The following is a 23,048-nucleotide window of genomic DNA, read 5'->3' as shown; positions in this document are numbered from 1 at the left end:
AGAAATGAAAGCAGACACCAAGGAATTGCGCAGCAACTTTGAAAAGGCGCTCCAGCTTTTTTTGAAGAGCGAGCTCTCGGGTTACCCCGGAGTAAAAGTCACCAAGAACAAAGTGGTGGTTGCACAGAAAGAATCGGGCGCCGTGGCGACCCTGCATTTCGAATACCTGGCCAACACCCGCGCCTACGAAATCCTCATCTTCGTCGAACACCCGGCCCTGCAGGCCGAGATCGACCAGATAAACCCGCCCTACCCGTCCAACCTGGCCAATCCGAAATTTATCTACAGCTTGTCGACGGTCAGTGAAAAAGCTGCCTGCCCGCTACTGCCCGTGACAGAGCAAGGTATTGAAAATACCTGCCAGGTGATTCTGCGCCAGCTCCAGGATGTTCACCTGCCAATTCTGTTCAACCTCTTCAACGTCAGCCCCGCGCTGGTGAGCGATGTCATAGACAGGCCAAAGTATTACTCCTATCCGGTCCCACTGATTTTCATCGCCTTGAAAACCAACAAAATCAAACCGGACGACGAAACGCTAGCGAAGATCATGAGCGAGCAGACCCTGGGCTACACCGGTCATCAGGACCTGAAAGAGTCGTTCAACAAGCAACTACTGGCAGCACTGAACTGAGCGCCTGCTGGAGGCCGGGTCAAATCGCCGAGCCGCGATTCTTGCCCGGCTTGATGATCAGCAACGCGTCCAGCTCGCGCTTTCTGGCGCGGCTGACGAACGCCAGCGCGGCCTGCAGATCCTGTTCGAACAGTTCGAAGGTCGCGCGCTCGATGGCGTAGTACTCCTCGTAGTCGACCACCCCAAGGCTCACCGGAAAGGTCAGGTAGTACTGGCCGGTGGATTCCTCGATGCCCATCGAGAACATCTCCTCGCGACTGACGAACAGATCGTTGAACTTCATGCGGTTCCTAGAGTTCGGCTACCGGGGAATGCGCCTCAGGGCAGGTTGACCGATCAGGCTTTCGAAGGCTGCGGCTTGAGGCTCTGCATGGCCTGTTTCCAGGCCGGCTCATGATGCACCAGGTCGTTGACCGTGGTGGTCAGGGTGGTGATCAGCACGGCCGGCTTACGCTCGATGAAGACCTGGCGCAGCATCAGCTCGCGCCCTTCGCGTTTCCAGCTGTAGTCCAGCAGCACGGCGGCATGGCCTTGCATGTCGAAGTCCCAGCGCTTGATCAGGTTGAAACCTGGCAGTTGCTGCTCCGCAGCATTCAGCTGCGCGGCGACATAATCGGCAAAGGCGGCGTCGCCCTGGCTCGGGTCGCGGCTGATGACGAAGCTGGCTTCCTGGGCACCGCCAACGGCTGGCAGCTTGAAGATATTGATGCTCTGGTCCTGCCAGGCGTCAGGAATATCGAGATCGGCTTCTTGAATGCGGTAGGTGGACAAGAGTTTGGCGTTCCATGCTGAAAGGGTGATTCGGAGAGTGGCAAATATTCAGGCAACGGCCGGCAACAATCAAGGAACCACTCGGCAACTCTGCGCAGCGGCCGTGGCCCCTCAACGCGCTTCCAGGCAGGACGCGTAGGCACGGGCGAAGCCTTGATCGAACTTGAGGGCCTGGGGCTCTTCGGGATCGATGCTGACGTTCCACAGGGCCTGCTGCGGCACGTCGTAGCGGACCCAGCCGATGGTCCCGCTGCCGGAGGTTTCGTAGAACAGCTGCAGGCTCAGCTGGTCGCCATCGTCGCGGTCGATCAGCAGCTTGAGGTGCTCCGGGGTGGTGAAGTCGCGGTAGGGAAAATCGCTGCTGCGCACCAGTTCGGTGAGGTAGCCGTAGCAACCCTTGCCCGGGTTCGATTCATCCGCCAGGGCGGGCGTGGCCGCACAGGCGATCAGCAGGCCCAGGCCTGCCAGGTTCAGGTACCGCATGATTGCCCCTTGAGGGTGAGGGTTTCGACCTGGTCGTTCATCTCGATGCGCGCCAGCACCTGGCGGTCGTGAGACTCCTGGTACTCGCTGAAATTGTTGCGTTTGAGGATGTTCAGGGTGACCCGGATATGAGCGCCGGTGTTCTGGTACTCGCTGCGTTCCGGGCCCTGGGCGGCGCCGGTGAGTTCCACCAGCTGGCCGGCGGTTTTGAGGTAAAGAAAGCGCTGGTCCACTTCCACCAGCAGGCGCGGAGCCTTGGGCGCTACGCTGTAGTCCTCGCGGGCCAGGGAATAGCCGCAGAGCCAGGCGCCGGAACTGTCGTATTTCTGGCTGTGGAACCAGCTGAGGGCCTCGCGATAGCCGATCTGCTCCAGTCGCGAGTCGTTGCCGGCAGCGGCCGATGACAGGCCAAGGCTGAACAGGCAGCCCACGACCAGGGCAACTAAACCGGGGCTTGCCAGGCCGTGCAGCAGGGCGGCCCATGAAAGGGGGCTGTCAGTGGGGCGGGTCATCCTTGGCCTTAGATCAAAAATCGAACGATCGCGCATCCTAGCCACGCCAAAGCGGCTTCGCAAGAACATCTGCGGGCAAACGGCAGGCAAAAAAATAGGCACCCGATGCGCTCGGCGTGCCTATTTCCCCTGCGTGCTCCCGCTGCCGGGAGCCCGCTCAATGCTTATGGGTTGACGCTGTCTTTCAGCGACTTGCCCGGTTTGAATGCCACGGTGTTGCTGGCCTTGATCTTTACCGGCTCGCCGGTCTGCGGGTTCTTGCCGGTGCGGGCGCCACGGTGGCGTTGCAGGAAGGTGCCAAAACCAACCAGGGTGACGCTGTCTTTGCGGTGCAGAGCCCCGGTGATCTCTTCAAGAATGGCGTTGAGCACGCGATTGGCCTGCTCTTTGGTCAGGTCCGCTTTTTCAGCAATGGCTGCGGCGAGTTCTGGTTTACGCATAGTGTGAAGCCTCTTTGACGGTTTTTTGTTGTTATGTCCGTGCTGTTCACGGGAACAGCGCCCAAGGCGCCGCAGGCTCTACGCTGCGGCAGACGGGTGTGAGGATGGCACGCGCTTGAGAGTGGCGCCAGTCTCCCCGCGACCTTTGTGAGGGCAAGAACCGGGTTATTCCGACAGAACGACCGGTATTTAAGCCAGCAACGCAGGAAGTTCCTTGTTCAGGGCCAGTTTTTCCATCACCGCGGCCCCGGTCAGGGCGTAGCCCAGCAACTGGCCTTCGGCGTTGCGGCACAGGACCTTGATGTCGGCCCCCTGCCCTTCTGCCGTCCATACGCCTTCGGCGCCACGGGGCGGCGGCGACACCACCAGGGGGCAGACCGGAGTCTTGACGGTGATCGGCATCGGCCCGTAGCTGACCGCCGTCGGCTTGCCCGCCAGGGTCTGCGCCAGCGCCCGGGCGCAGCTCATCAGCGGCATCACGTACAGCAGGTTGAGACCGTCGACCTCGGCGCAATCGCCCAGGGCATAGATATTGGCGTGGGAGGTTTTCAGCTCGCGGTCCACCACCACTCCGCGATTGACCACCAGCCCGGCGGCAGCCGCCAGGTCGATGCGCGGGCGCAGGCCGATGGCCGAGACCACCAGGTCGCAGGCGATCACCTGGCCATCGGACAGGTGGGCTTCCAGACCGTCGGCGCTGCGCTGCAGGCGGTTGAGCACCGGGCCCAGGTGGAAGCGCGCGCCCAGGCTCTCCAGCCCGGCCTGGACCGCCGCCGCTGCGGCCGGGTGCAGCAGGGTCGGCATCACCTGCTCGCAAGGTGCCACCAGGTCCACGCTGTAGCCGCCGAGGATCAGGTCATTGGCGAACTCGCAGCCGATCAGCCCGGCGCCCAGCAGCAGCACCCGACGCTTGCCGGCCGCGGCGCTGCGAAAGCGCGCGTAGTCTTCCAGGTCATTGATGGGGAAAATCAGTTCGGATGCGTCGCCCTGCACCGGCACCCGCACGGTTTCCGCGCCCCAGGCCAGGATCAGGTCGCGATAGGCCACCGCTTCCTCGCCGATCCACAGGCGCTTGTGGCCCGGGTCGATGCCGCTGATGCGGGTGTGGGTGCGGACCTCGGCCTTGAGCTGCTCGGCCATGGCGCCAGGCTCGGCCATGCTCAGGCCGTCGGCGTCCTTGTTCTTGCCGAAGCCGGTGGACAGCATCGGCTTGGAGTAGGAACGGCCATCGTCGGCAGTGATCAACAGCAGCGGCGTCTCGCTGTCGAGCTTGCGAAACTCCCGGGCCAGGTTGTAACCCGCCAGGCCCGTCCCCACGATCACTACCGGTGCGCTCATTCCCTGCTCCTTGTTATTGGTTGTTCAAGCCACAAAAGTCGATCAAGCGATCTCGATCATTTCGAAATCCATCTTGCCCACGCCGCAGTCCGGGCAGAGCCAGTCCGCGGGCACATCTTCCCAACGGGTACCCGGCAAAATACCGTCGTCCGGCCAGCCTTCCGCTTCGTTGTAAATCAGGCCGCAGACCACACATTGCCACTTTTTCATTGATGCATTTCCTCAAGGGTTCAGGCTTCGCCGGTGGGTCGGTCGATGGATCGACTCTAGAAGGCCACGCTGATCAGCGTCCGGCACTGGGGTTTTTTACTGATCACTACCGGCAGATGCAAGCACGTTCGTGCCGCCGGGCGTCCTGGATCAATCAAAACCGGCGATCGCCATGCTAAGCTCGCCGCCTCATTTGCTGCCAATACTGACCCACTGTGCCGCACTCAATGCCCCCCGCCCCGGCCCCCACCTGGCTGGTGCAAAGCCGTTTGTCCCCCTTCCCCGGCGCAGCCGTTGCCAACTGGCTGTTCGATGAAGGGTCGCTGACCCGGCGCCTGACCCGGCTGTCCCACAACGCCTTCAGCGTCACCCCGCTGGTGCAAGAGTGGCAAACCCTGCGCAACGACGAATGCGCCGCCCTGGGCCTGCCCGAACAGAGCGAAGGCTGGGTGCGCGAGGTGTACTTGCGCGGGCACGGCCAGGCCTGGGTGTTCGCCCGTAGCGTCGCCGCCCGCAGCGCCCTGCTCGAAGGCGGCCTGAATATCGACGAACTGGGCAGCCGCTCCCTGGGCGAGTTGCTGTTCTGCGACCAGGCCTTTACCCGCCAGCCCATCGAAGTCTGCCGCTACCCCCGGCACTGGCTGCCCGCTGCCGTTGCCGACAACGGCCTGTGGGGCCGTCGCTCACGCTTTGACCGCGGGGCCCTGAGCCTGCTGGTGGCGGAAATCTTCCTGCCCAGCCTGTGGACCGCCATAGACGCCCGACCGGAGGCCTGCTGATGTACCTGAGCCTGCTCAAATCCCTCAATCGCCTGCACCCGCGGGCCTGGGACTTCCTGCAACTGACGCGCATGGACAAGCCCATCGGCATCTATCTGCTGCTATGGCCAACCCTGGTGGCGCTGTGGATCGCCGCCGAGGGCCAGCCGTCCCTGAGCCATGTGCTGATCTTCACCTTCGGGGTGGTGCTGACCCGCGCCGGCGGCTGCGCCATCAACGACTTCGCCGACCGCAAGGTGGACGGCCAGGTCAAGCGCACCGACCAGCGGCCCCTGGCCACCGGCAAAGTCAGCGCCAAGGAGGCCCTGATACTGTTCGCGGTGCTGATGGGCGCCGCCTTCCTGCTGGTGCTGTGCACCAACGCCACCACGGTCTGGCTGTCGTTCGGCGCCCTGGCCCTGGCCGCCTGCTACCCCTTCATGAAGCGCTACACCTATTACCCGCAGGTGGTACTGGGAGCGGCGTATTCCTGGGGCATCCTGATGACCTTCACCGCGCAGAACGGCGAACTGCCGGCCACCGCGTGGCTGCTGTACATCGCCAACCTGCTGTGGACCGTGGGCTACGACACTTACTACGCCATGACCGATCGTGACGATGACTTGAAAATCGGGGTCAAGTCCACGGCAATCCTGTTCGGCGATGCCGACCGGGTGATCATTCTCACCCTGCAGGGCTTGTCCCTGGGCTGCCTGCTGCTGGCCGGGGCACGGTTCAATCTGGGGGGCTGGTTCCACCTGGGGCTGGCGGTGGCGGCGGCGTGTTTCGCCTGGGAGTTCTGGTACACCCGCGATCGCGACCGGATGAAGTGCTTCAAGGCCTTCCTGCATAACCACTGGGCGGGCCTGGCGATCTTTGTCGGGGTGGTGCTGGATTACGCGTTGCGCTAGACCGTCAAGCAAGGCCCTATGGGCCTTTTCGCAGCGTTGCCAGGGCTCGGCAGCGGCTACAGAGATCGGTGTAGCCGCTGCCGCAAGCTGCCAATGGCCCGGAGGGCGGCGGGAGGTCAGTCGGATTTCGCGACCTTCCAGGCGCCGTCCATCTTGCCTTCGCCGGTCATGTCACCGGCCTTCTTGTCCATCACGAAGCCGTACAGCGGCTTGCCGTCGTAGGCCCACTGCATCTTGCCGTCGTCACGCTTGATCACCGTCCACTTGCCCATGGCCTTGTCACTGCCCTCGGCCATCAGCGGCGGCCAGTTGGCAGCGCATTTGTCATTGCACATGGACTTGCCGTCGGCATCCTTGGCAAAGGTGTAGAGGGTCATGCCCTTGTGGTCCACCAGCACGCCGTCCTTGCTCATTGCCGGGTCGGCGGCCATGGCGAATGTCGGCAGGGCCAGGACAGCGCCTACCAGCAGGACTTTCAACGATTGCTTGAACAGAGTCATGGAAACCTTCTTTTGTGGTTGTCAGGAATCGGACTCAAAGCTTAGTCCACGAAGCAGCACCCCGCCCCGCGACCTGAAATACTGTCACACGACTGCAATAATTCCGTTATCTAATGCGGCGCAAGACAGTTAAATGACAAGAGGTTCAAGCATGGTTGGCAGAAGCATTCTGATCGTTGACGACGAAGCGCCTATTCGCGAAATGATCGCCGTTGCGTTGGAAATGGCCGGCTATGACTGCATGGAGGCAGAGAACTCTCAGCAGGCCCATGCCATCATCGTCGACCGCAAGCCGGACCTGATCCTGCTGGACTGGATGCTGCCCGGCACTTCCGGCATCGAGCTGGCGCGGCGCCTCAAGCGCGATGAGCTGACCGGGGACATCCCGATCATCATGCTCACCGCCAAGGGTGAAGAGGACAACAAGATCCAGGGCCTGGAAGTCGGCGCCGACGACTACATCACCAAGCCGTTCTCCCCCCGCGAACTGGTGGCCCGCCTCAAGGCCGTGCTGCGCCGTGCCGGCCCTACCGATGGCGAGGCGCCAATCGAAGTCGGCGGCCTGCTGCTGGACCCCATCAGCCACCGGGTGACCATCGACGGCAAGCCCGCGGAAATGGGCCCTACCGAATATCGCCTGCTGCAGTTCTTCATGACCCACCAGGAGCGTGCCTACACCCGTGGCCAACTGCTGGACCAGGTCTGGGGTGGCAATGTGTACGTCGAGGAACGCACCGTGGATGTGCATATCCGCCGGCTGCGCAAGGCCCTGGGCGATGCCTACGAGAATCTGGTACAAACCGTGCGCGGCACCGGCTATCGTTTTTCCACCAAGGCCTGACGGCAGCGGCAAGCGACAAGCGGCACGCCGATGAGTGACCGCTTCAACACTTGCAGCTTGGAGCTGCGCCACCCTCCACGGACGTGTTTCAAGTGAATCAAAACTGGCATGGCACCCTGATTCGCCACATGTTGCTGTTGATCACCGGCTGCCTGCTGGTGGGCCTGATCAGCGGCTACTACGGCTGGAGCCTGGCCGCCGGCCTGGGCATCTACCTGGCCTGGACCCTCAAGCAGTTGCTGCGCCTGCACGAATGGCTGCGCCTGCATCAACCCGACGAAGCGCCCCCCGACGGTTATGGCCTGTGGGGCGAGGTGTTCGACAGCATCTACCACCTGCAACGCCGCGATCAGCGGGTACGCGGGCGCCTGCAGGCGGTGATCGACCGGGTCCAGGAGTCCACCGCGGCCCTTAAGGACGCGGTGATCATGCTCGACAGCGACGGCAACCTGGAATGGTGGAACCGCGCCGCCGAGACCCTGCTGGGGCTCAAGACGCCCCAGGACAGCGGCCAACCGGTGACCAACCTGGTGCGCCATCCGCGCTTCAAGGAATACTTCGAGCAGGACAGCTACGCCGAGCCGCTGGAAATCCCCTCCCCGGCCAACGACCGGGTACGCATCCAGCTCTACATCACCCGCTACGGCAACAACGAGCACCTGATGCTGGTGCGCGACGTGACCCGCATCCACCAGCTGGAACAGATGCGCAAGGACTTCATCGCCAACGTCTCCCACGAGCTGCGCACGCCGCTGACGGTGATCTGCGGCTACCTGGAGACCCTGCTGGACAACGTCGAGGAAGTGAACCCGCGCTGGAGCCGCGCCCTGCAGCAGATGCAGCAGCAAGGCGGGCGCATGCAGACCCTGCTCAACGACCTGCTGTTGCTGGCCAAGCTGGAGGCCACGGACTACCCGTCGGACAACCAGCCGGTGCCCATCGACGTGCTGCTGCAATCGATCAAGAGCGACGCCCAGGCGCTGTCCGGGGAGCGCAACCAGCGCATCACCCTGGAAGCCGACGCGTCGGTGCAACTCAAGGGCAGCGAAGCCGAGCTGCGCAGCGCCTTCTCCAACCTGGTGTTCAACGCGGTGAAATACACCCCGGCCGAAGGCAATATTCGCATTCGCTGGTGGGGCGACGAACAGGGCGCGCACCTGAGCGTGCAGGACTCGGGGATCGGCATCGACAACAAGCACCTGCCGCGCCTCACCGAGCGCTTCTACCGGGTGGATTCGAGCCGCAACTCCAACACCGGCGGCACCGGCCTGGGCCTGGCCATCGTCAAGCATGTGCTGCTGCGCCACCGTGCGCGCCTGGAGATCAGCAGCGTGCTGGGCCACGGCAGCACCTTCACCTGCCATTTCGTTCCGGCCCAAGTGAAGAAAAACCGCACCCAGAGCCTGACCGACCAGCGCTGACAGCCACTCGCCCCTAGGCAATTGCCCTGTCAGCCGCTACATTGCGTAACTTGTGCCTGCCTTTCAGGCACCGCATTTCCTTCCTTTTCGAATACACGGAACCCGCAAAACTCCATCATGGACCCTTCCCCTGGTTTTACCCTCGCGTCTCTTTTCGCCGACTTCGGCATGATTCTTTTTGCTCTGATCCTGGTCCTGCTCAACGGCTTTTTCGTTGCGGCGGAGTTCGCCATGGTCAAGCTGCGCTCGACCCGGGTCGAGGCCATTGCCCACAAGAACGGCTGGCGCGGGCAGATCCTGCGCACCGTGCACAGCCAGCTCGACGCCTACCTCTCGGCCTGCCAACTGGGCATCACCCTGGCCTCCCTGGGCCTGGGCTGGGTCGGTGAGCCGGCCTTCGCCCATCTGCTGGAGCCGCTGCTGGGCGCCCTGGGCGTGAGCTCTCCGGAAGTGATCCGCGGCGTGTCGTTCTTCACCGCGTTCTTCATCATTTCCTACCTGCACATCGTGGTCGGCGAGCTGGCGCCCAAATCCTGGGCGATCCGCAAGCCGGAGCTGCTGTCGCTGTGGACGGCGGTGCCGCTGTACCTGTTCTACTGGCTGATGTACCCGGCCATCTACCTGCTCAACGCCAGCGCCAACACCATCTTGCGCATCGCCGGGCAGGGCGAGCCCGGCCCGCACCATGAACACCACTACAGCCGAGAAGAACTCAAGCTGATCCTGCACTCCAGCCGCGGCCAGGACCCCAGCGACCAGGGCATGCGCGTACTGGCCTCGGCGGTGGAAATGGGCGAACTGGAAGTGGTGGACTGGGCCAATTCCCGGGAAGACCTGATCAGCGTCGAGTTCAACGCGCCGCTCAAGGAAATCCTCGCCCTGTTCCGCCGCCACAAGTTCAGCCGCTACCCGGTCTACGACAGCGAGCGCAACGAATTCGTCGGCCTGCTGCACATCAAGGACCTGCTGCTGGAACTGGCGGCCCTGGACCACATTCCCGAGTCGTTCAACCTGGCCGAGCTGACCCGCCCGCTGGAGCGCGTATCCCGGCATATGCCGCTGTCGCAGTTGCTGGAGCAGTTCCGCAAGGGCGGCTCGCACTTCGCTCTGGTGGAAGAAGCCGACGGCAAGGTCATTGGCTACCTGACCATGGAAGACGTGCTTGAAGTGCTGGTGGGCGATATCCAGGACGAACACCGCAAGACCGAGCGCGGCATCCTGGCCTACCAGCCGGGCAAGCTGCTGGTGCGCGGTGACACCCCGCTGTTCAAGGTGGAACGCCTGCTGGGCATCGACCTGGACCATATCGAGGCCGAAACCCTCGCCGGCCTGGTGTACGAAACCCTGAAACGGGTGCCGGAAGAGGAAGAAGTACTGGAGGTCGAAGGCCTGCGCATCATCATCAAGAAGATGAAGGGACCGAAGATCATCCTGGCCAAGGTGCTGATGCTGGATTGACGGCCCTGTCGCCGCCAAGCCGGCTCCTACGGGCAGGTTATTGGTTGCCCAGGGCAAAATTCGGCAGCTCCCCCAGGGGCTGGTTGAACTGATAGGGAATCGACACCAGCCCCAACCCGGTATTGCGCTGCACCACGAAATGCAGGTGCGGCCCACTGCTGTTGCCGGTGTTGCCCGACAGTCCCAGGGCGCTGCCCACCGCCACTCGCTGGCCCTCCCGCACGCTGACCGAACCCTGCTTGAGGTGCAGGTACACGCCCATGGTGCCGTCGTCGTGCAGCACCCGGACGAAATTGCCCGCCGGGTTATTGCCCCGCCCGTTCTGGGCGTTTTCGGTCTTCACCACCACCCCGCCCCGGGCGGCAATGATCGGCGTCCCCACCGGCATGGCGATATCCATCGCATAGCGGCTCTTGGGGCTGAAATGGCTGTATTGGCCATTGGCGCCCTGGGTCAGGCGAAACGGCCCGCCACGCCAGGGCAGCGGGTAGCGATAGGCCTGGGTGGCGCCTGCCGGATCCCCCAGGGAATAACGGAACCTGGGGGCATAGCTCAGAGGCTGGTCGGCGCGAATCGCCGTGAGCAGCGCCAGGCGCTGCCTGCTGCGGGCCGGCAGCACCTGGCGGATCGGCTGCCCCGGAGCGCCGCTGACATTGTTCAACCCGGCAAAGCTCAACTCCACTTCCACCGGGGCATACAGGTCATTGCGCACATACACCGCATCCACCCCCCTGTGCTTCTGGATATCCAGGCGCACCTGGCGCTCAAGGTGCTCCACCATGCGGTCGCGGAACACGAACTCCTGGGCCCCCGGCGAAGGCCGGTCGCTGTAGGAGACCACGCCATTGGCGTCGATGGACTTGTACACAGTCATCGCCGCCAGCGACGTGGCGGCTAAAGACAATCCACAGAAAAACAGCAGGCGCACAAACATTCGGCAGCTTCTTGGCAGAGGGTGGAATCACGCTAGCAGCCTGATATGGAGCTTGTATGAATCAGGCGGGCGCCAGGGGTTCAATGCCGCCAGCGTCGAAGTGGATGTCCACCCCCAGTTGCGCCGCCTCGCAGAGGTTGACCAGCGCATCGAGGGAGAACTTGTTGATCTTGCCGCTGAGCACATCGTTGAGCCGGGGCTGGGTGATATTGAGGCGCCTGGCCGCCTCCTTCTGCGACACCCCCCAGGCCTGCACGGTCTTGCCCAGTTCCAGCATCAGCTTGGCCCGCAGGCGCATGTTGGCGGCCTCCTGGGGAGTGGCTTCAAGGGCATCCCAGACACTGGCAAAGCGCTGGTTGATCGGTTGGTCAGTCATGGCGTGAACCTGTTTCCTGATATCTGGCACGAGCCAGCTCTATATCCCGCGCCTCGGTCTTGCGGGTGGTCTTGCGCACCGCGTGCAACACATAAATGGCCGCGGCCCGCCGGACCACATGGAACAACCGAAACGCCCCTGAATCCTCATGGATCCTGATCTCGAAAACGCCCGGGCCAATGGTTTTCACCGACCTGCAATCGTAGGGCTGTTCACCCTGCTGCAGCAGATCCAGCTGGAAACCGGCGGCCCGACGGGCATCTTCAGGGAACGCCCTGAGATCCCGCAGCGCGCTCCCGACAAACACCACATCCTTGTGCCTGGGCATCGAACCTCTCCTGTTAATGACCAGGAACAAGGCTAATCAACACGGCCAGGACCGGTCGCGCCGGGTTGTTTCAAGGCATGGCCGCAAGGGGTGAGCAATAAAGAGCGCCACCTGAAATCTATATCCAAACAGATATAAATCAAGCGCAAAAAAATTAATCTGACGTACGGCGGAAAGTACCGAGGGGGGCGGAGCACGCCTTGTGGCTTGAGGGTTACGGCCTATGTTGCGAGTTGCTCGCTCGATAGCGGGATGACGCAGCAGCCCACCTCGGCGGCCGGCAAAAGCCCGCAGTGGGAAAGTGTTTTCAGCAGATTTCCGCTGCCTCCCATCACCGCAGGAACCGGCTTGCCGGCAAAGAGGCCTTCAAGCCTTGTGCTGCCCTTGCGGGCGCCTTCGCTGGCAAGCCAGCTCCTACACAGCAAGAGGGTGTTCTCGCGGCTTACGCACCTGCCACCGTAGGAGCCGGCTTGCCGGCGAAGAGGCCATCAAGCCTTGTGCTGCCCTTGCGGGCACAATCGCTGGCAAGCCAGCTCCTACAGCGAGGCGGCCGGCAAGGATCAGGCGCCTGGAACGAAGTGCTTCTGGGCGGTGCCGCGGGCGATCAGGCGGGAGATGTAGTCGAGCTTCTGGGCATCCTGGTCCACGAAGCGGAAAGTCAACTGCAGCCACTCGCTGTCCGGCTTGGGTTCAAAGGCCACCACCGCATGCAGGTAGCCATTGAGCCGCGCCACTTCGGCGTTGTCGCCCTGCTCCAGGTCCAGCACCGCGCTCTCCAGCACCTGGGGCAGGCTGTCGGTGCGCTTCACTACCAGCAAGGCTTCCTTGATGCTCAGGGCCTTGATCACACACTGTTGGTTGCCGCTGGACAGCCGCAGCTGGCCCTGGCCACGACCACCACCGGCCGCTGCCGCAGGCGCCGGGGCCTTGACCGGAGGGCTGTTGAGCAAACCGCGGGCCGGCGCTGCTGCCGCTGGAGCTGGAGCCGGGGCGGCAGCCGCCGGTTTGGCGAACGGATTGACCGGAGCGGAAGCCGCCCCCACCACCGCCGGCTTGCCGCCAGTCAGGGCGCTCAGGGAGTCGTTGCCAAAGGCCGAGTTCATCTTGGTCGGCGCGCTGTTCATCAAGGTGTCGAGCTTGCCGACCTTGTTCAGCGCCTGCTTGACCTTGGTCAGCAGCTGTTCGTTGGTAAAAGGCTTGCTCACATAACCGGAAACCCCGGCCTGGATCGCCTGCACCACGTTTTCCTTGTCGCCCCGGCTGGTGACCATGATGAACGGCATGGCCTTCAGCGCATCTTGCTCGCGGCACCAGGTCAGCAGCTCAAGGCCGGACATTTCCGGCATTTCCCAGTCGCAAAGGACCAGGTCGAAGGCTTCACGGGCGAGCATCGCCTGGGCCTTCTTGCCATTGATCGCGTCTTCGATCTTGATGCCAGGGAAGTAGTTGCGCAGGCACTTCTTCACCAGGTCACGAATGAACGAAGCGTCATCCACCACCAACACACTTACCTTACTCATCGACCACCCCTTTAAAAATCCCGGCAAGCATAACGCTGGCTGATGGCACTTTGCCAAAACTCTTCAGTCACGCCGGGACTTTTCGTTCGCGGGTGCTGCTTTTCAATTTCCAGGAGCACAAACAAAAACGCCCGGCCAAAAGGCCGGGCGCTCTTCTCGGGCACTCTTACTTATCGTCAGTTTCATCCGGAACATTAGCGGATTCGCCACTGGTACCTTCAACTTCCTGCTTCATGCGCTTGAGCCCAAGGTGACGAACATCGGTGCCGCGCACCAGATAAATCACCAGCTCGGAAATGTTGCGCGCGTGGTCGCCGATCCGCTCCAGCGAGCGCAGCACCCAGATAATGCTCAGAACCCGCGAGATAGAGCGTGGGTCTTCCATCATGTAGGTGGCCAGCTCACGCAGCGCGGTCTTGTATTCGCGGTCGATGATCTTGTCGTACTGGGCCACCGAAAGTGCCAGGTCGGCATCGAAGCGGGCAAAGGCGTCCAGGGCATCGCGCACCATGTTGCGCACCTGGTCGCCGATATGCCGCACTTCCACGTAGCCACGCGGGGCCTCGCCCTCTTCGCAGAGCTGGATGGCCCGGCGGGCGATCTTGGTGGCTTCGTCGCCGATGCGCTCCAGGTCGATCACCGACTTGGAGATGCTGATGATCAAACGCAGGTCCGAGGCCGCCGGCTGGCGACGGGCGAGAATGCGCAGGCATTCCTCGTCGATATTGCGTTCCATCTGGTTGATCTGGTCGTCGATCTCGCGCACCTGCTGGGCCAGGCCGGAGTCGGCCTCGATCAGCGCTGTGACCGCGTCATTGACTTGCTTCTCCACCAGCCCGCCCATGGCCAGGAGGTGGCTGCGTACTTCTTCCAGCTCGGCATTGAACTGCTGGGAGATGTGATGGGTTAAGCCTTCCTTCGAAATCATCGTGTTCGCTCCGCGAAAGTTGCAAGCTTCAAGCCGCAAGCTTCAAGCAGTTAAATAGTGATCCGGATGTCGCGCACCGCCTCTGTTGCGCCGCGTGAAACCTGCGGCTGGCAGCTGCTTTCTAGCCATAGCGCCCGGTAATGTAGTCTTCGGTCTGCTTCTTCGCCGGGTTGGTGAACAGCGTGTCGGTATCGCCGAACTCCACCAGTTTGCCCATGTACATGAAGGCGGTGTAGTCGGAAACCCGCGCAGCCTGCTGCATGTTGTGGGTCACGATGACGATGGTGAACTTGGACTTGAGCTCATAGATCAGCTCCTCGACCTTCAGGGTCGAGATCGGGTCCAGGGCCGAGCAGGGTTCGTCCAGCAGCAGCACTTCCGGCTCCACGGCGATGGTCCGGGCGATCACCAGACGCTGCTGCTGGCCGCCGGACAGGCCCAGGGCCGAATCATGCAGGCGGTCCTTGACCTCGTCCCACAGCGCCGCGCCCTTGAGGGCCCATTCCACAGCTTCGTCGAGCACGCGCTTCTTGTTGATGCCCTGGATGCGCAGGCCGTAGACCACGTTTTCATAGATGGTCTTGGGGAACGGGTTGGGCTTCTGGAACACCATGCCGACCCGGCGACGCAGCTCGGCCACGTCTTCGCCCTTGCGATAGATGTTGTTGCCGTAGAGGTTGATCGCACCCTCTACGCGGCAGCCGTCCACCAGGTCGTTCATGCGGTTGAAGGTCCGCAGCAGGGTCGACTTGCCGCAACCGGACGGGCCGATGAAGGCGGTCACGCGCTGCTTGGGGATGTTCATGCTGACGTCGAACAGCGCCTGTTTCTCGCCGTAGTACAGGCTCAGGCCGGGCACTTCGATGGCCACGGTTTCCTGTTCCAGGCTCAGGCTCTGCTTGTCGCGGCCCAGGGCGGACATGTTGATGCCATGAGTGTGTGCTTCGTGTTGCATGGGATGCTCCCTGTGCTACCAATTCGTTTGTCGTGAACCGCAGGCATCAGGCCAGCGGCGACATCATTCTGTTTGTAGGAGCCGGCTTGCCGGCGAAGAGGCCTGCAGGCCTTGTGTCGCCCTTGCGGACGCCTTCGCTGGCAAGCCAGCTCCTACGCAAGCCAGCGTCCACACAAGCCAGCCGATCAGCTGTCCAGTGCCTTGTATTTTTCACGCAGGTGGTTACGGATCCACACCGCCGACAGGTTCAGGGTGGCGATCACCAGCACCAGCAGCAGCGCGGTGGCGTACACCAGCGGCCGCGCCGCCTCGACGTTGGGGCTCTGGAAGCCGACGTCGTAGATGTGGAAGCCCAGGTGCATGATCTTCTGGTCCAGGTGCAGGTACGGGTAGTTGCCGTCCAGCGGCAGCGACGGCGCCAGCTTCACCACACCCACCAGCATCAGCGGCGCCACTTCACCGGCAGCGCGGGCGACCGCGAGGATCATCCCGGTCATCATCGCCGGGCTGGCCATGGGCAGAACGATCTTCCACAGGGTCTCGGCCTTGGTCGCACCCAGGGCCAGGGAACCTTCGCGCACGGTGCGGGGAATCCGCGCCAGGCCTTCTTCGGTGGCCACGATCACCACTGGCACCGCCAGCAGCGCCAGGGTCAGGGATGCCCAGAGCAGGCCCGGGGTGCCGAAGGTCGGCGCCGGCAGGGCTTCAGGGAAGAACAGACGGTCCACGGAACCACCCAGCACGTAGACGAAGAAGCCCAGGCCGAACACACCGTAGACGATGGCCGGAACCCCCGCCAGGTTGTTCACCGCAATGCGGATCACCCGGGTCAAGGTGTTCTGCTTGGCATATTCACGCAGGTAGACCGCTGCCAGCACGCCGAACGGGGTGACGATCATGGCCATGATCAGGGTCATCATCACGGTGCCGAAAATGGCCGGGAAAATACCGCCCTCGGTGTTGGCTTCGCGCGGGTCATCGCTGAGGAACTCCCAGACCTTGCTGAAGTAGAAACCGATCTTGGTAAAAGTGCCCATGGCGTTCGGCTGGTAGGCGTGTACCACCTTGCCCAGGCCGATCTCCACTTCCTTGCCGTTGGCATCACGGGCGGTCAGGCTGTCGCGGTTGAACTGGGCGTGCAGGTCGCTCAGGCGCGCCTCGATGTCCTGGTAGCGGGCATTGAGTTCGGCGCGCTCGGCATCCATGTCGGCCTGGGCCGCGGCATCCAGCTTGCCGTCCAGCTCCAGCTTGCGGCCGTGCAGGCGGATGCGTTCCAGGCCGGCGTTGATGGCGCCGATGTCGGATTTCTCCAGGGTCTTGAGCTGGGCGGCCAGCTTGTTCACCCGGTCGATCCGCGCTTGCAGCTCGGGCCAGGCGGCTTCGCCTTCGGCGATCACCTTGCCGCTTTCCTTGACGTTGACCAGGTAGCCGTAGAAGTTGCCCCACTCACGGCGCTCGATGGCCATCAGCTCTTTGGGGTAGCTCTGGTTGGTCAGCCACTCGCCGACGATCCAGGTGAAGTCGTTGCCGTTCAGGTCACGGTTGCCGACCTTGATCAGCTCGCGGGTCATGAACTCCGGGCCCTGGTCGGGCACCGGCAGGCCGGCACTCTTCAGGCGCGCCCGGGGCACTTCTTCCTTCTGCACCACTTCACCGATGACCAGGTGGTTGGCCTGGCCCGGAACGTCGTAGTTGGCGTGCACCAGGTCGGCTGGCCAGAAGTGGCCGAGGCCACGCACGGCGATCACCGCCAGCAGGCCGATGGTCATGATGACCGCGATGGACACCGCGCCACCGCTGATCCAGACGCCGGGGGCGCCGCTCTTGAACCAGTCTTTTAGGGAGTTCTGTTTCACAGACTTCTACCTTTCTTAAAGCGACGAGTATTTCTTGCGCAGACGCTGACGGATCAGCTCGGCGAGGGTGTTCATGACGAAGGTGAACAGCAGCAGCACCAGCGCCGAGAGGAACAGCACGCGGTAGTGGCTGCCGCCGACTTCCGATTCGGGCATTTCCACCGCGACGTTGGCGGCCAGGGTGCGCAGGCCTTCGAACAGGTTCATTTCCATGACCGGGGTGTTGCCGGTGGCCATCAGCACGATCATGGTCTCGCCCACGGCGCGGCCCATGCCGATCATCAGCGCCGAGAAGATCCCCGGGCTGGCGGTGAGGATCACCACCCGCGTCATGGTCTGCCACGGCGTGGCGCCCAGGGCCAGGGAGCCCAGGGTCAGGCCCCGCGGCACGCTGAACACGGCGTCTTCGGCGATCGAGTAGATGTTCGGGATCACCGCAAAGCCCATGGCCAGGCCCACTACCAGGGCGTTGCGCTGGTCGTAGGTGATCCCCAGGTCGTGGGAGATCCACATGCGCATGTCGCCCCCGAAGAACCAGTTCTCCATGAACGGGCTCATGTACAGCGAGAGGAAGCCGACGAAAATGATCACCGGGATCAGGATCGCGCTTTCCCAGCCGTCCGGCACTTTCAGGCGCAGCGACTCGGGCAGGCGGCTCCAGGCGAAACCGGCCACCAGGATGCCGATCGGCAGCAGGAGCAGCAGGCTGAAGATGCCCGGCAAGTGGCCTTCGACATAGGGCGCGAGGAACAGGCCGGCGAAGAAACCGAGGATCACCGTCGGCATCGCTTCCATCAGCTCGATCACCGGCTTGACCTTGCGGCGCATGCCCGGGGCCATGAAGTAGGCGGTGTAGATCGCCGCCGCCACCGCCAATGGCGCCGCCAGCAGCATGGCGTAGAACGCCGCCTTCAGGGTACCGAAGGTCAGGGGCGAGAGGCTCAGCTTGGGTTCGAAATCGGTGTTGGCCGCGGTGGATTGCCAGACGTATTTAGGCTCGTCGTAGTTCTCGTACCAGACCTTGCTCCACAGCGCACTCCAGGACACTTCCGGGTGCGGGTTGTCGAGCACCAGGGGCTGCAGCTTGCCGCCAGCCTCGACGATCACCCGGTTGGCCCGTGGCGACAGGCCGAACAGGCCCTGGCCGTCTACCACCTGGTCCACCAGCAGGGTGCGGTGGGCGGTGCTGTGGAACACCCCGAGCTTGCCGGCGGCGTCCAGGGCAACGAAGCCCTTGCGACGCTCTTCGGCGGTGATTTCAACAATGGGCGCAGTGCCCATCTGGAAGGTGCGGATCTGCTTCAGGCGCAGCTCGCCGTCCGGGTCGCGGGCCATGAACCACTGGGCCAGGCCGCCCTTGGAGGTCCCGATGATCAGCGAGATGCCGCCCACCAGCTGGGTGCTGGCGGTGACTTCGGTATCGGCGTCTTCCAGCAGTTTGTAGCGACCGTTGAGGCTCTTGTCCCGCAGGCTGAAGACGTCGGCCTGGGCGCGCCCGTTGATCACGTACAGCCACTGCTGGCGCGGGTCGATGTACATGGCCTTGACCGGCTCGGTCATCTGCGGCAGCTCGATGCGGCTCTGCTCGCTGGTGACCTCGCCGGTCATCATGTTTTCTTCGCGGGTCAGCTTCAGCACTTGCAACTGCGAAGCGGTAGAACCGGCAACGATCAGCGACGAATCGGTGGCATTGAGGTTGACGTGCTCCAGCGCACCGCCCTGCTCGTTCAGGGTGATGGGGGTTTCGCCGTAGGGGTACTCGATGGCCGGCGAGATGGTCTTCTTGCCGTCCGGGTAGCTGACCTTGTAGGTATGACGGAACACCAGGGCCTGGCCGTTGGACAGGCCGACCACCACCAGCGGGTTGCCGGGCTGGTCCTTGCCGATGGAGGTGACGCTGGCGCCCGCCGGGATCGGCAGGTCGACCTTGCGCAGCTCGGCGCCACTGTCGATGTCGAAGAACAGCGCCTGGCCCTTGTCGGAGACACGCATGCCAACCTGGTTCTGCTCTTCCAGGGAGAACATCAGCGGCTTGCCGGCGTCCTGCATCCAGGCGGGAGTCAGAGGGTCCTTGGCGGTCAGCTCGGCGCCCTGGAACAGCGGTGCGACGACATAGGCGAGGAAGAAGAAGATCAGGGTGATAGCACCCAGTACCGCGAGGCCGCCGACAAGGACGTACCAACGGGTCAGGCGGTCTTTGAGCGCGCGGATGCGACGCTTGCGTTGCAGTTCAGGCGTATTGAAGTCAATGCGCTTGGGGGGAGAAGTCGTAGTCATGGTGGAGTTGGCCAGATCATTCATGCGCACACCCTAGCGATCCTGTATGACAGAAAGATGACAATGCAGTGACGCAACAAATCCGCCGCATGGCAGGGCCGGCAGCGGACAGAAAATGAGGTTGCAGGAGCCGGCAGGCCGACGAACCGGCCTTGAGCCTGGGTCGCCATTTCGGGCGCTTTGCCTGGCAAGCGGAACGCCGCCCGGCCAGCTCCTACGAAAACGAGAAGGTCCGGGGAGCCCGGACCTTCGGAGGCGGCTTATGCGCCTTCTTTCAGGCCCAGGTCAGCCAGTGCCTTGGCGGCCACCTTGGCTGGCAGTGGGATGTAGCCGTCTTTGACGACCACTTCCTGGCCTTGTTTGGACAGGACCAGTTTCACGAACTCGGCTTCCAGCGGGGCCAGAGGCTTGTTCGGGGCCTTGTTGACGTAGACGTAGAGGAAGCGCGACAGCGGGTACTTGCCGTTCAGGGCGTTTTCTTCGGTGTCTTCGATGAAGTCGGTGCTGCCTTTCTTGGCCAGGGCCACGGTCTTCACGCTGGCGGTCTTGTAGCCGATGCCCGAGTAGCCGATGCCGTTCAGCGAGGAGCTGATGGATTGCACCACCGACGCCGAACCAGGCTGTTCGTTGACGTTAGGCTTGTAGTCGCCTTTGCACAGGGCTTCTTCCTTGAAGTAGCCGTAGGTGCCGGATACCGAGTTGCGACCGAACAGCTGAACCGGCTTGTTGGCCAGGTCGCCTTTCACGCCCAGGTCGCCCCAGGTCTTCACTTCTTCCTTGGCGCCGCACAGACGAGTCGAGGAGAAGATCGCGTCGACCTGTTCCATGGTCAGGTGCTGGATCGGGTTGTCCTTGTGCACGAACACGGCCAGGGCGTCCACGGCCACCGGGATAGCGGTTGGCTTGTAGCCGTACTTCTGCTCGAAGGCCGCCAGTTCCGTGTCCTTCATCTTGCGGCTCATAGGGCCCAGGTTGGAGGTGCCTTCGGTCAGCGCGGGTGGCGCGGTGGCGGAGCCGGCGGCCTGAATCTGAATGTTGACGTTCGGGTATTCCTTTTTGTAGTTCTCGGCCCACAGGGTCATCAGGTTCGCCAAGGTATCGGAACCGACGCTGGACAGGTTGCCCGACACACCAGTGGTCTTGGTGTAGCTCGGGATAGCAGGGTCAACAGCGGCAACCGCGTGGGCAGTCGCAACGCCAGCGGCGACAAAGGTCATTGCCGCCATCAAACGCTTCAGTTTCATGCCTTACTCCTAGCAGATAGGGTGTGTTAAGTCGGGGCCAAGTATCTGTAGGCCGTGTGAACACTCTATGTCCGGAATATGACAATTAGATGAAAGGCCAGCATTCCTGAACGGAAGCTGGCCTTTCTTTGTTCGGCGATAAAAACCTCTGTAGCCGCTGCCGCAGGCTGCGATCGACCCGCAGGGTCGCGGCGCCCTTCAGCGCACAGCAGGGCCTGCGCAGCGGCTACAGGGTGGTGGTCAGCGGCCCTTGGCCCACAGGTACAACCCCACCAGCAGGCCGATGCCGCAAATAATTGCAACATAATAGGCCGGGCCCATGGGGCTTTCCTTGAGCAGCCAGGTCACCACCATCGGCGTCAGGCCACCGAAGATCGCGTACGCCAGGTTGTAGGAAAACGACAGGCCGCTGAAGCGCACCACCGCCGGGAACGCCTTGACCATCACATAAGGCACCGCACCGATGGTGCCGACGAACAGGCCGGTCAGGGCATACAGCGGGAACAGCCACTGCGGGTTGTCCAGCAGGCCGTGATAGAAGGTCCAGGAAGTGACCAGCAACAAGGCGCTGCCGAACACGAATACCTTGCCCGCACCGAATCGGTCCGCCAGGGCACCCGAGGCCACGCAGCCCAGGCTCAGGAAGATAATGGCCAGGCTGTTGGCCTCCAGGGCGGTGATGGCCGGGAATTTATAGACGGTCTGCAGCACGGTGGGGGTCATCAGGATCACCACGATGATCCCGGCGGACAGCAGCCAGGTCAGCAGCATGGAAATCACGATCGCCCCGCGGTGATCGCGCAGCACCGTGCGCAGCGGCAGTTCTTCGGCCAGAGCCTTGCGCAGTTGCAGTTCGGCGAACACCGGGGTTTCGTGGAGCAGGCGGCGCAGGTACACCGAGAACAGGCCGAACACCCCACCCAGCAGGAACGGGATCCGCCAGGCGTAATCCGCCACTTCCACCGGGGTATAGATGCTGTTGATCGCAGTGGCCACCAGCGACCCCAGGAGAATCCCGGCAGTCAGGCCCGAGGTCAGGGTGCCGCAGGCATAGCCGATATGCCGCTGGGGCACGTGTTCGGAAACGAACACCCAGGCCCCGGGCACTTCACCACCGATGGCCGCCCCCTGGATCACCCGCATCAGCAACAGCAGGATCGGCGCCCACATGCCGATCTGCGCGTAGGTCGGCAACAGGCCCATGATCAGGGTCGGCACCGCCATCATGAAGATGCTCAGGGTGAACATCTTCTTGCGCCCCAGCAGGTCGCCAAAGTGGGCCATGACGATCCCGCCCAGGGGCCGCGCCAGGTAACCGGCCGCGAAGATCCCGAAGGTCTGCATCAGGCGCAGCCACTCGGGCATGTCCGCCGGGAAGAACAGCTTGCCGACCACGGTGGCAAAGAACACGAAGATGATGAAGTCGTAGAACTCCAGCGCCCCGCCCAGGGCAGACAGGGACAATGTCTTGTAGTCACTACGGGTCAGCGGACGGGCGGGTTGCGCAGGCTGCGCGGCGCTCGAGGGCACAGTGGTCATGGCAAGGGCTTCTCTTATTAGTCGGTTCTGGAAGCCGCAACAGCGCTGGTTGGGGCCTGGCAGGTTCGGCACGATAGCAAATTGTTCGAATGCGTACACAGCGGCGCACAAATGACTCACAAATTTGCGAACTGGACGGGTCGTCGCGGAGTCTATCGACCGATATACTCGCAGACCTCGAAGCGCAAAGCCGCTTCTGGCAAGGGTTGCTGTGCGAAAACGCTGCTGCGCGCCCCTGGCCCTGGCCAGCGCCAGTCGATTTCGCAGAGTTTCCCTTTAGCACGCCTTAGAAAGAACGTGACGAACGTAGTATGTTCGGGCTGAATCGTTTTTCCTGAAGACGGCTATTCACCTGAAGTACCCATGAAGCGTCACGGGTCAGAGGCCCCCCGGCATGATAGAACTCGAACAAGAAGATCCAATCCCGCAAGGCGACCTGGCCTTGCAAATCACCGCACTGCCCCGTGAAACCAACGGCTTTGGCGATATTTTCGGCGGCTGGCTGGTCGCGCAGATGGACCTGGCGGGCACCGCCATGGCCAGCCGCGTGGCCGGCGGCCGGGTGGCCACGGTGGCCATCGACCGCATGGCGTTCCTGGTGCCGGTGGCGGTGGGCGCGCAGCTGTCCTTCTACACCCAGACCCTGGAGATCGGCCGCAGCTCGATCCAGATGATGGTGGAAGTGTGGAGCGACGACCCGCTGTCCAGCGAATGGCGCAAGGTCACCGAGGCGGTGTTCGTATTCGTCGCCATCGATGGCAGTGGCCGCACCCGCTCGGTTCCGCCGCGCGCGCGCTAAACCTGATGACCGTTCTGC

At 62.9% G+C, this 23,048-nt stretch carries 25 protein-coding genes; 7 read left to right on the top strand and 18 right to left on the bottom strand.

What is annotated here, in order from left to right; translation table 11 throughout:
- Positions 1-4: 4 nt before the first annotated feature.
- Positions 5-631, top strand: a complete 627-nt coding sequence (locus tag ACUXVH_RS01305) for a hypothetical protein (RefSeq protein ID WP_019093145.1) — start codon at positions 5-7, stop codon at positions 629-631.
- Positions 632-650: 19 nt separating this feature from the next.
- On the opposite strand, the gene ACUXVH_RS01300 is transcribed toward ACUXVH_RS01305, so the two are convergent.
- The 7 genes from ACUXVH_RS01300 to ACUXVH_RS01270 all read right to left on the bottom strand — a co-directional run bounded on the left by ACUXVH_RS01300 (position 651) and on the right by ACUXVH_RS01270 (position 4,385).
- Positions 651-914: a hypothetical protein gene (locus tag ACUXVH_RS01300; RefSeq protein WP_041120412.1), complete on the bottom strand. Its 264-nt coding sequence runs from the start codon at positions 912-914 to the stop codon at positions 651-653.
- A gap of 53 nt (positions 915-967) precedes the next feature.
- Complete coding sequence (locus ACUXVH_RS01295; protein ID WP_011064267.1) at positions 968-1,402, bottom strand: DcrB-related protein; 435 nt, start codon at positions 1,400-1,402, stop codon at positions 968-970.
- 111 nt (positions 1,403-1,513) lie between these two features.
- A complete protein-coding gene (locus ACUXVH_RS01290) occupies positions 1,514-1,885 on the bottom strand; it encodes a hypothetical protein (protein WP_015637490.1) in 372 nt (123 codons plus the stop codon).
- Complete coding sequence (locus ACUXVH_RS01285; RefSeq protein WP_019093146.1) at positions 1,873-2,397, bottom strand: hypothetical protein; 525 nt, start codon at positions 2,395-2,397, stop codon at positions 1,873-1,875. Before ACUXVH_RS01285 ends, ACUXVH_RS01290 begins: the two co-directional genes overlap by 13 nt.
- A gap of 164 nt (positions 2,398-2,561) precedes the next feature.
- Entirely contained in the window at positions 2,562-2,837 is a 276-nt protein-coding gene (locus ACUXVH_RS01280; RefSeq protein ID WP_011064269.1) for an HU family DNA-binding protein, read from the bottom strand.
- Positions 2,838-3,026: 189 nt separating this feature from the next.
- Positions 3,027-4,175, bottom strand: coding sequence for an NAD(P)/FAD-dependent oxidoreductase (locus ACUXVH_RS01275; protein ID WP_053154601.1), 1,149 nt, complete (start codon positions 4,173-4,175; stop codon positions 3,027-3,029).
- A gap of 42 nt (positions 4,176-4,217) precedes the next feature.
- Positions 4,218-4,385: a rubredoxin gene (locus ACUXVH_RS01270; protein ID WP_011064271.1), complete on the bottom strand. Its 168-nt coding sequence runs from the start codon at positions 4,383-4,385 to the stop codon at positions 4,218-4,220.
- Positions 4,386-4,612: 227 nt separating this feature from the next.
- On the opposite strand from ACUXVH_RS01270, the gene ACUXVH_RS01265 reads away from it, so the two are divergent.
- Both ACUXVH_RS01265 and ubiA read left to right on the top strand, forming a co-directional pair.
- Positions 4,613-5,164 (top strand): chorismate--pyruvate lyase family protein, encoded by a 552-nt coding sequence (locus tag ACUXVH_RS01265; protein ID WP_370505705.1) that lies wholly within the window; start codon positions 4,613-4,615, stop codon positions 5,162-5,164.
- Complete coding sequence (gene ubiA / locus ACUXVH_RS01260; RefSeq protein ID WP_065365021.1) at positions 5,164-6,054, top strand: 4-hydroxybenzoate octaprenyltransferase; 891 nt, start codon at positions 5,164-5,166, stop codon at positions 6,052-6,054. Before ACUXVH_RS01265 ends, ubiA begins: the two co-directional genes overlap by 1 nt.
- A 116-nt stretch (positions 6,055-6,170) precedes the next feature.
- On the opposite strand, the gene ACUXVH_RS01255 is transcribed toward ubiA, so the two are convergent.
- Positions 6,171-6,554, bottom strand: a complete 384-nt coding sequence (locus ACUXVH_RS01255; protein WP_011064274.1) for a COG4315 family predicted lipoprotein — start codon at positions 6,552-6,554, stop codon at positions 6,171-6,173.
- A gap of 151 nt (positions 6,555-6,705) precedes the next feature.
- Here ACUXVH_RS01255 and phoB point away from each other — a divergent pair, with 151 nt between their 5' ends.
- The 3 genes from phoB (at position 6,706) to ACUXVH_RS01240 (ending at position 10,274) form a co-directional block, all read left to right on the top strand.
- On the top strand, positions 6,706-7,395 hold the full coding sequence (phoB, locus tag ACUXVH_RS01250) for a phosphate regulon transcriptional regulator PhoB (RefSeq protein ID WP_003177195.1): 690 nt from the start codon (positions 6,706-6,708) through the stop codon (positions 7,393-7,395).
- A gap of 128 nt (positions 7,396-7,523) precedes the next feature.
- On the top strand, positions 7,524-8,816 hold the full coding sequence (gene phoR, locus ACUXVH_RS01245; RefSeq protein WP_186355251.1) for a phosphate regulon sensor histidine kinase PhoR: 1,293 nt from the start codon (positions 7,524-7,526) through the stop codon (positions 8,814-8,816).
- A gap of 117 nt (positions 8,817-8,933) precedes the next feature.
- Entirely contained in the window at positions 8,934-10,274 is a 1,341-nt protein-coding gene (locus ACUXVH_RS01240) for a hemolysin family protein (protein WP_011064276.1), read from the top strand.
- Positions 10,275-10,311: 37 nt separating this feature from the next.
- Here the strand turns inward: ACUXVH_RS01240 and ACUXVH_RS01235 are convergent, their stop codons facing one another.
- The 10 genes from ACUXVH_RS01235 to ACUXVH_RS01190 form a co-directional block, all read right to left on the bottom strand.
- Entirely contained in the window at positions 10,312-11,208 is an 897-nt protein-coding gene (locus ACUXVH_RS01235) for a peptidoglycan DD-metalloendopeptidase family protein (RefSeq protein WP_065365020.1), read from the bottom strand.
- A gap of 61 nt (positions 11,209-11,269) precedes the next feature.
- The gene (locus ACUXVH_RS01230; RefSeq protein WP_011064278.1) at positions 11,270-11,584 is read right to left on the bottom strand and encodes a helix-turn-helix domain-containing protein; all 315 of its coding nucleotides are present in this window, start codon (positions 11,582-11,584) and stop codon (positions 11,270-11,272) included.
- A complete protein-coding gene (locus tag ACUXVH_RS01225; RefSeq protein WP_019093931.1) occupies positions 11,577-11,912 on the bottom strand; it encodes a type II toxin-antitoxin system RelE/ParE family toxin in 336 nt (111 codons plus the stop codon). Before ACUXVH_RS01225 ends, ACUXVH_RS01230 begins: the two co-directional genes overlap by 8 nt.
- A gap of 560 nt (positions 11,913-12,472) precedes the next feature.
- The gene (locus tag ACUXVH_RS01220) at positions 12,473-13,432 is read right to left on the bottom strand and encodes a response regulator (protein ID WP_019093932.1); all 960 of its coding nucleotides are present in this window, start codon (positions 13,430-13,432) and stop codon (positions 12,473-12,475) included.
- Positions 13,433-13,598: 166 nt separating this feature from the next.
- The gene (phoU, locus tag ACUXVH_RS01215; RefSeq protein ID WP_011064281.1) at positions 13,599-14,360 is read right to left on the bottom strand and encodes a phosphate signaling complex protein PhoU; all 762 of its coding nucleotides are present in this window, start codon (positions 14,358-14,360) and stop codon (positions 13,599-13,601) included.
- A gap of 121 nt (positions 14,361-14,481) precedes the next feature.
- The gene (gene pstB / locus ACUXVH_RS01210) at positions 14,482-15,315 is read right to left on the bottom strand and encodes a phosphate ABC transporter ATP-binding protein PstB (RefSeq protein ID WP_011064282.1); all 834 of its coding nucleotides are present in this window, start codon (positions 15,313-15,315) and stop codon (positions 14,482-14,484) included.
- Positions 15,316-15,500: 185 nt separating this feature from the next.
- Positions 15,501-17,171, bottom strand: a complete 1,671-nt coding sequence (gene pstA / locus ACUXVH_RS01205; RefSeq protein WP_011064283.1) for a phosphate ABC transporter permease PstA — start codon at positions 17,169-17,171, stop codon at positions 15,501-15,503.
- Between the two features lie 15 nt (positions 17,172-17,186).
- Positions 17,187-19,220 carry an ABC transporter permease subunit gene (locus tag ACUXVH_RS01200; protein ID WP_169892551.1) on the bottom strand — a complete coding sequence of 678 codons (2,034 nt, stop codon included), beginning with the start codon at positions 19,218-19,220 and terminating at the stop codon, positions 17,187-17,189.
- Between the two features lie 488 nt (positions 19,221-19,708).
- Positions 19,709-20,692, bottom strand: a complete 984-nt coding sequence (locus ACUXVH_RS01195) for a phosphate ABC transporter substrate-binding protein PstS (protein ID WP_011064285.1) — start codon at positions 20,690-20,692, stop codon at positions 19,709-19,711.
- 240 nt (positions 20,693-20,932) lie between these two features.
- Positions 20,933-22,231, bottom strand: a complete 1,299-nt coding sequence (locus tag ACUXVH_RS01190) for an MFS transporter (RefSeq protein WP_019094638.1) — start codon at positions 22,229-22,231, stop codon at positions 20,933-20,935.
- A gap of 394 nt (positions 22,232-22,625) precedes the next feature.
- Here ACUXVH_RS01190 and ACUXVH_RS01185 point away from each other — a divergent pair, with 394 nt between their 5' ends.
- A complete protein-coding gene (locus ACUXVH_RS01185; protein WP_003229628.1) occupies positions 22,626-23,030 on the top strand; it encodes an acyl-CoA thioesterase in 405 nt (134 codons plus the stop codon).
- Positions 23,031-23,048: the final 18 nt, after the last annotated feature.

This window comes from Pseudomonas sp. 8(2025), from assembly GCF_052665325.1.
The sequence above is the reverse complement of the archived record's forward strand: the minus strand, read 5'-3'. Positions and strand labels throughout refer to the sequence as shown.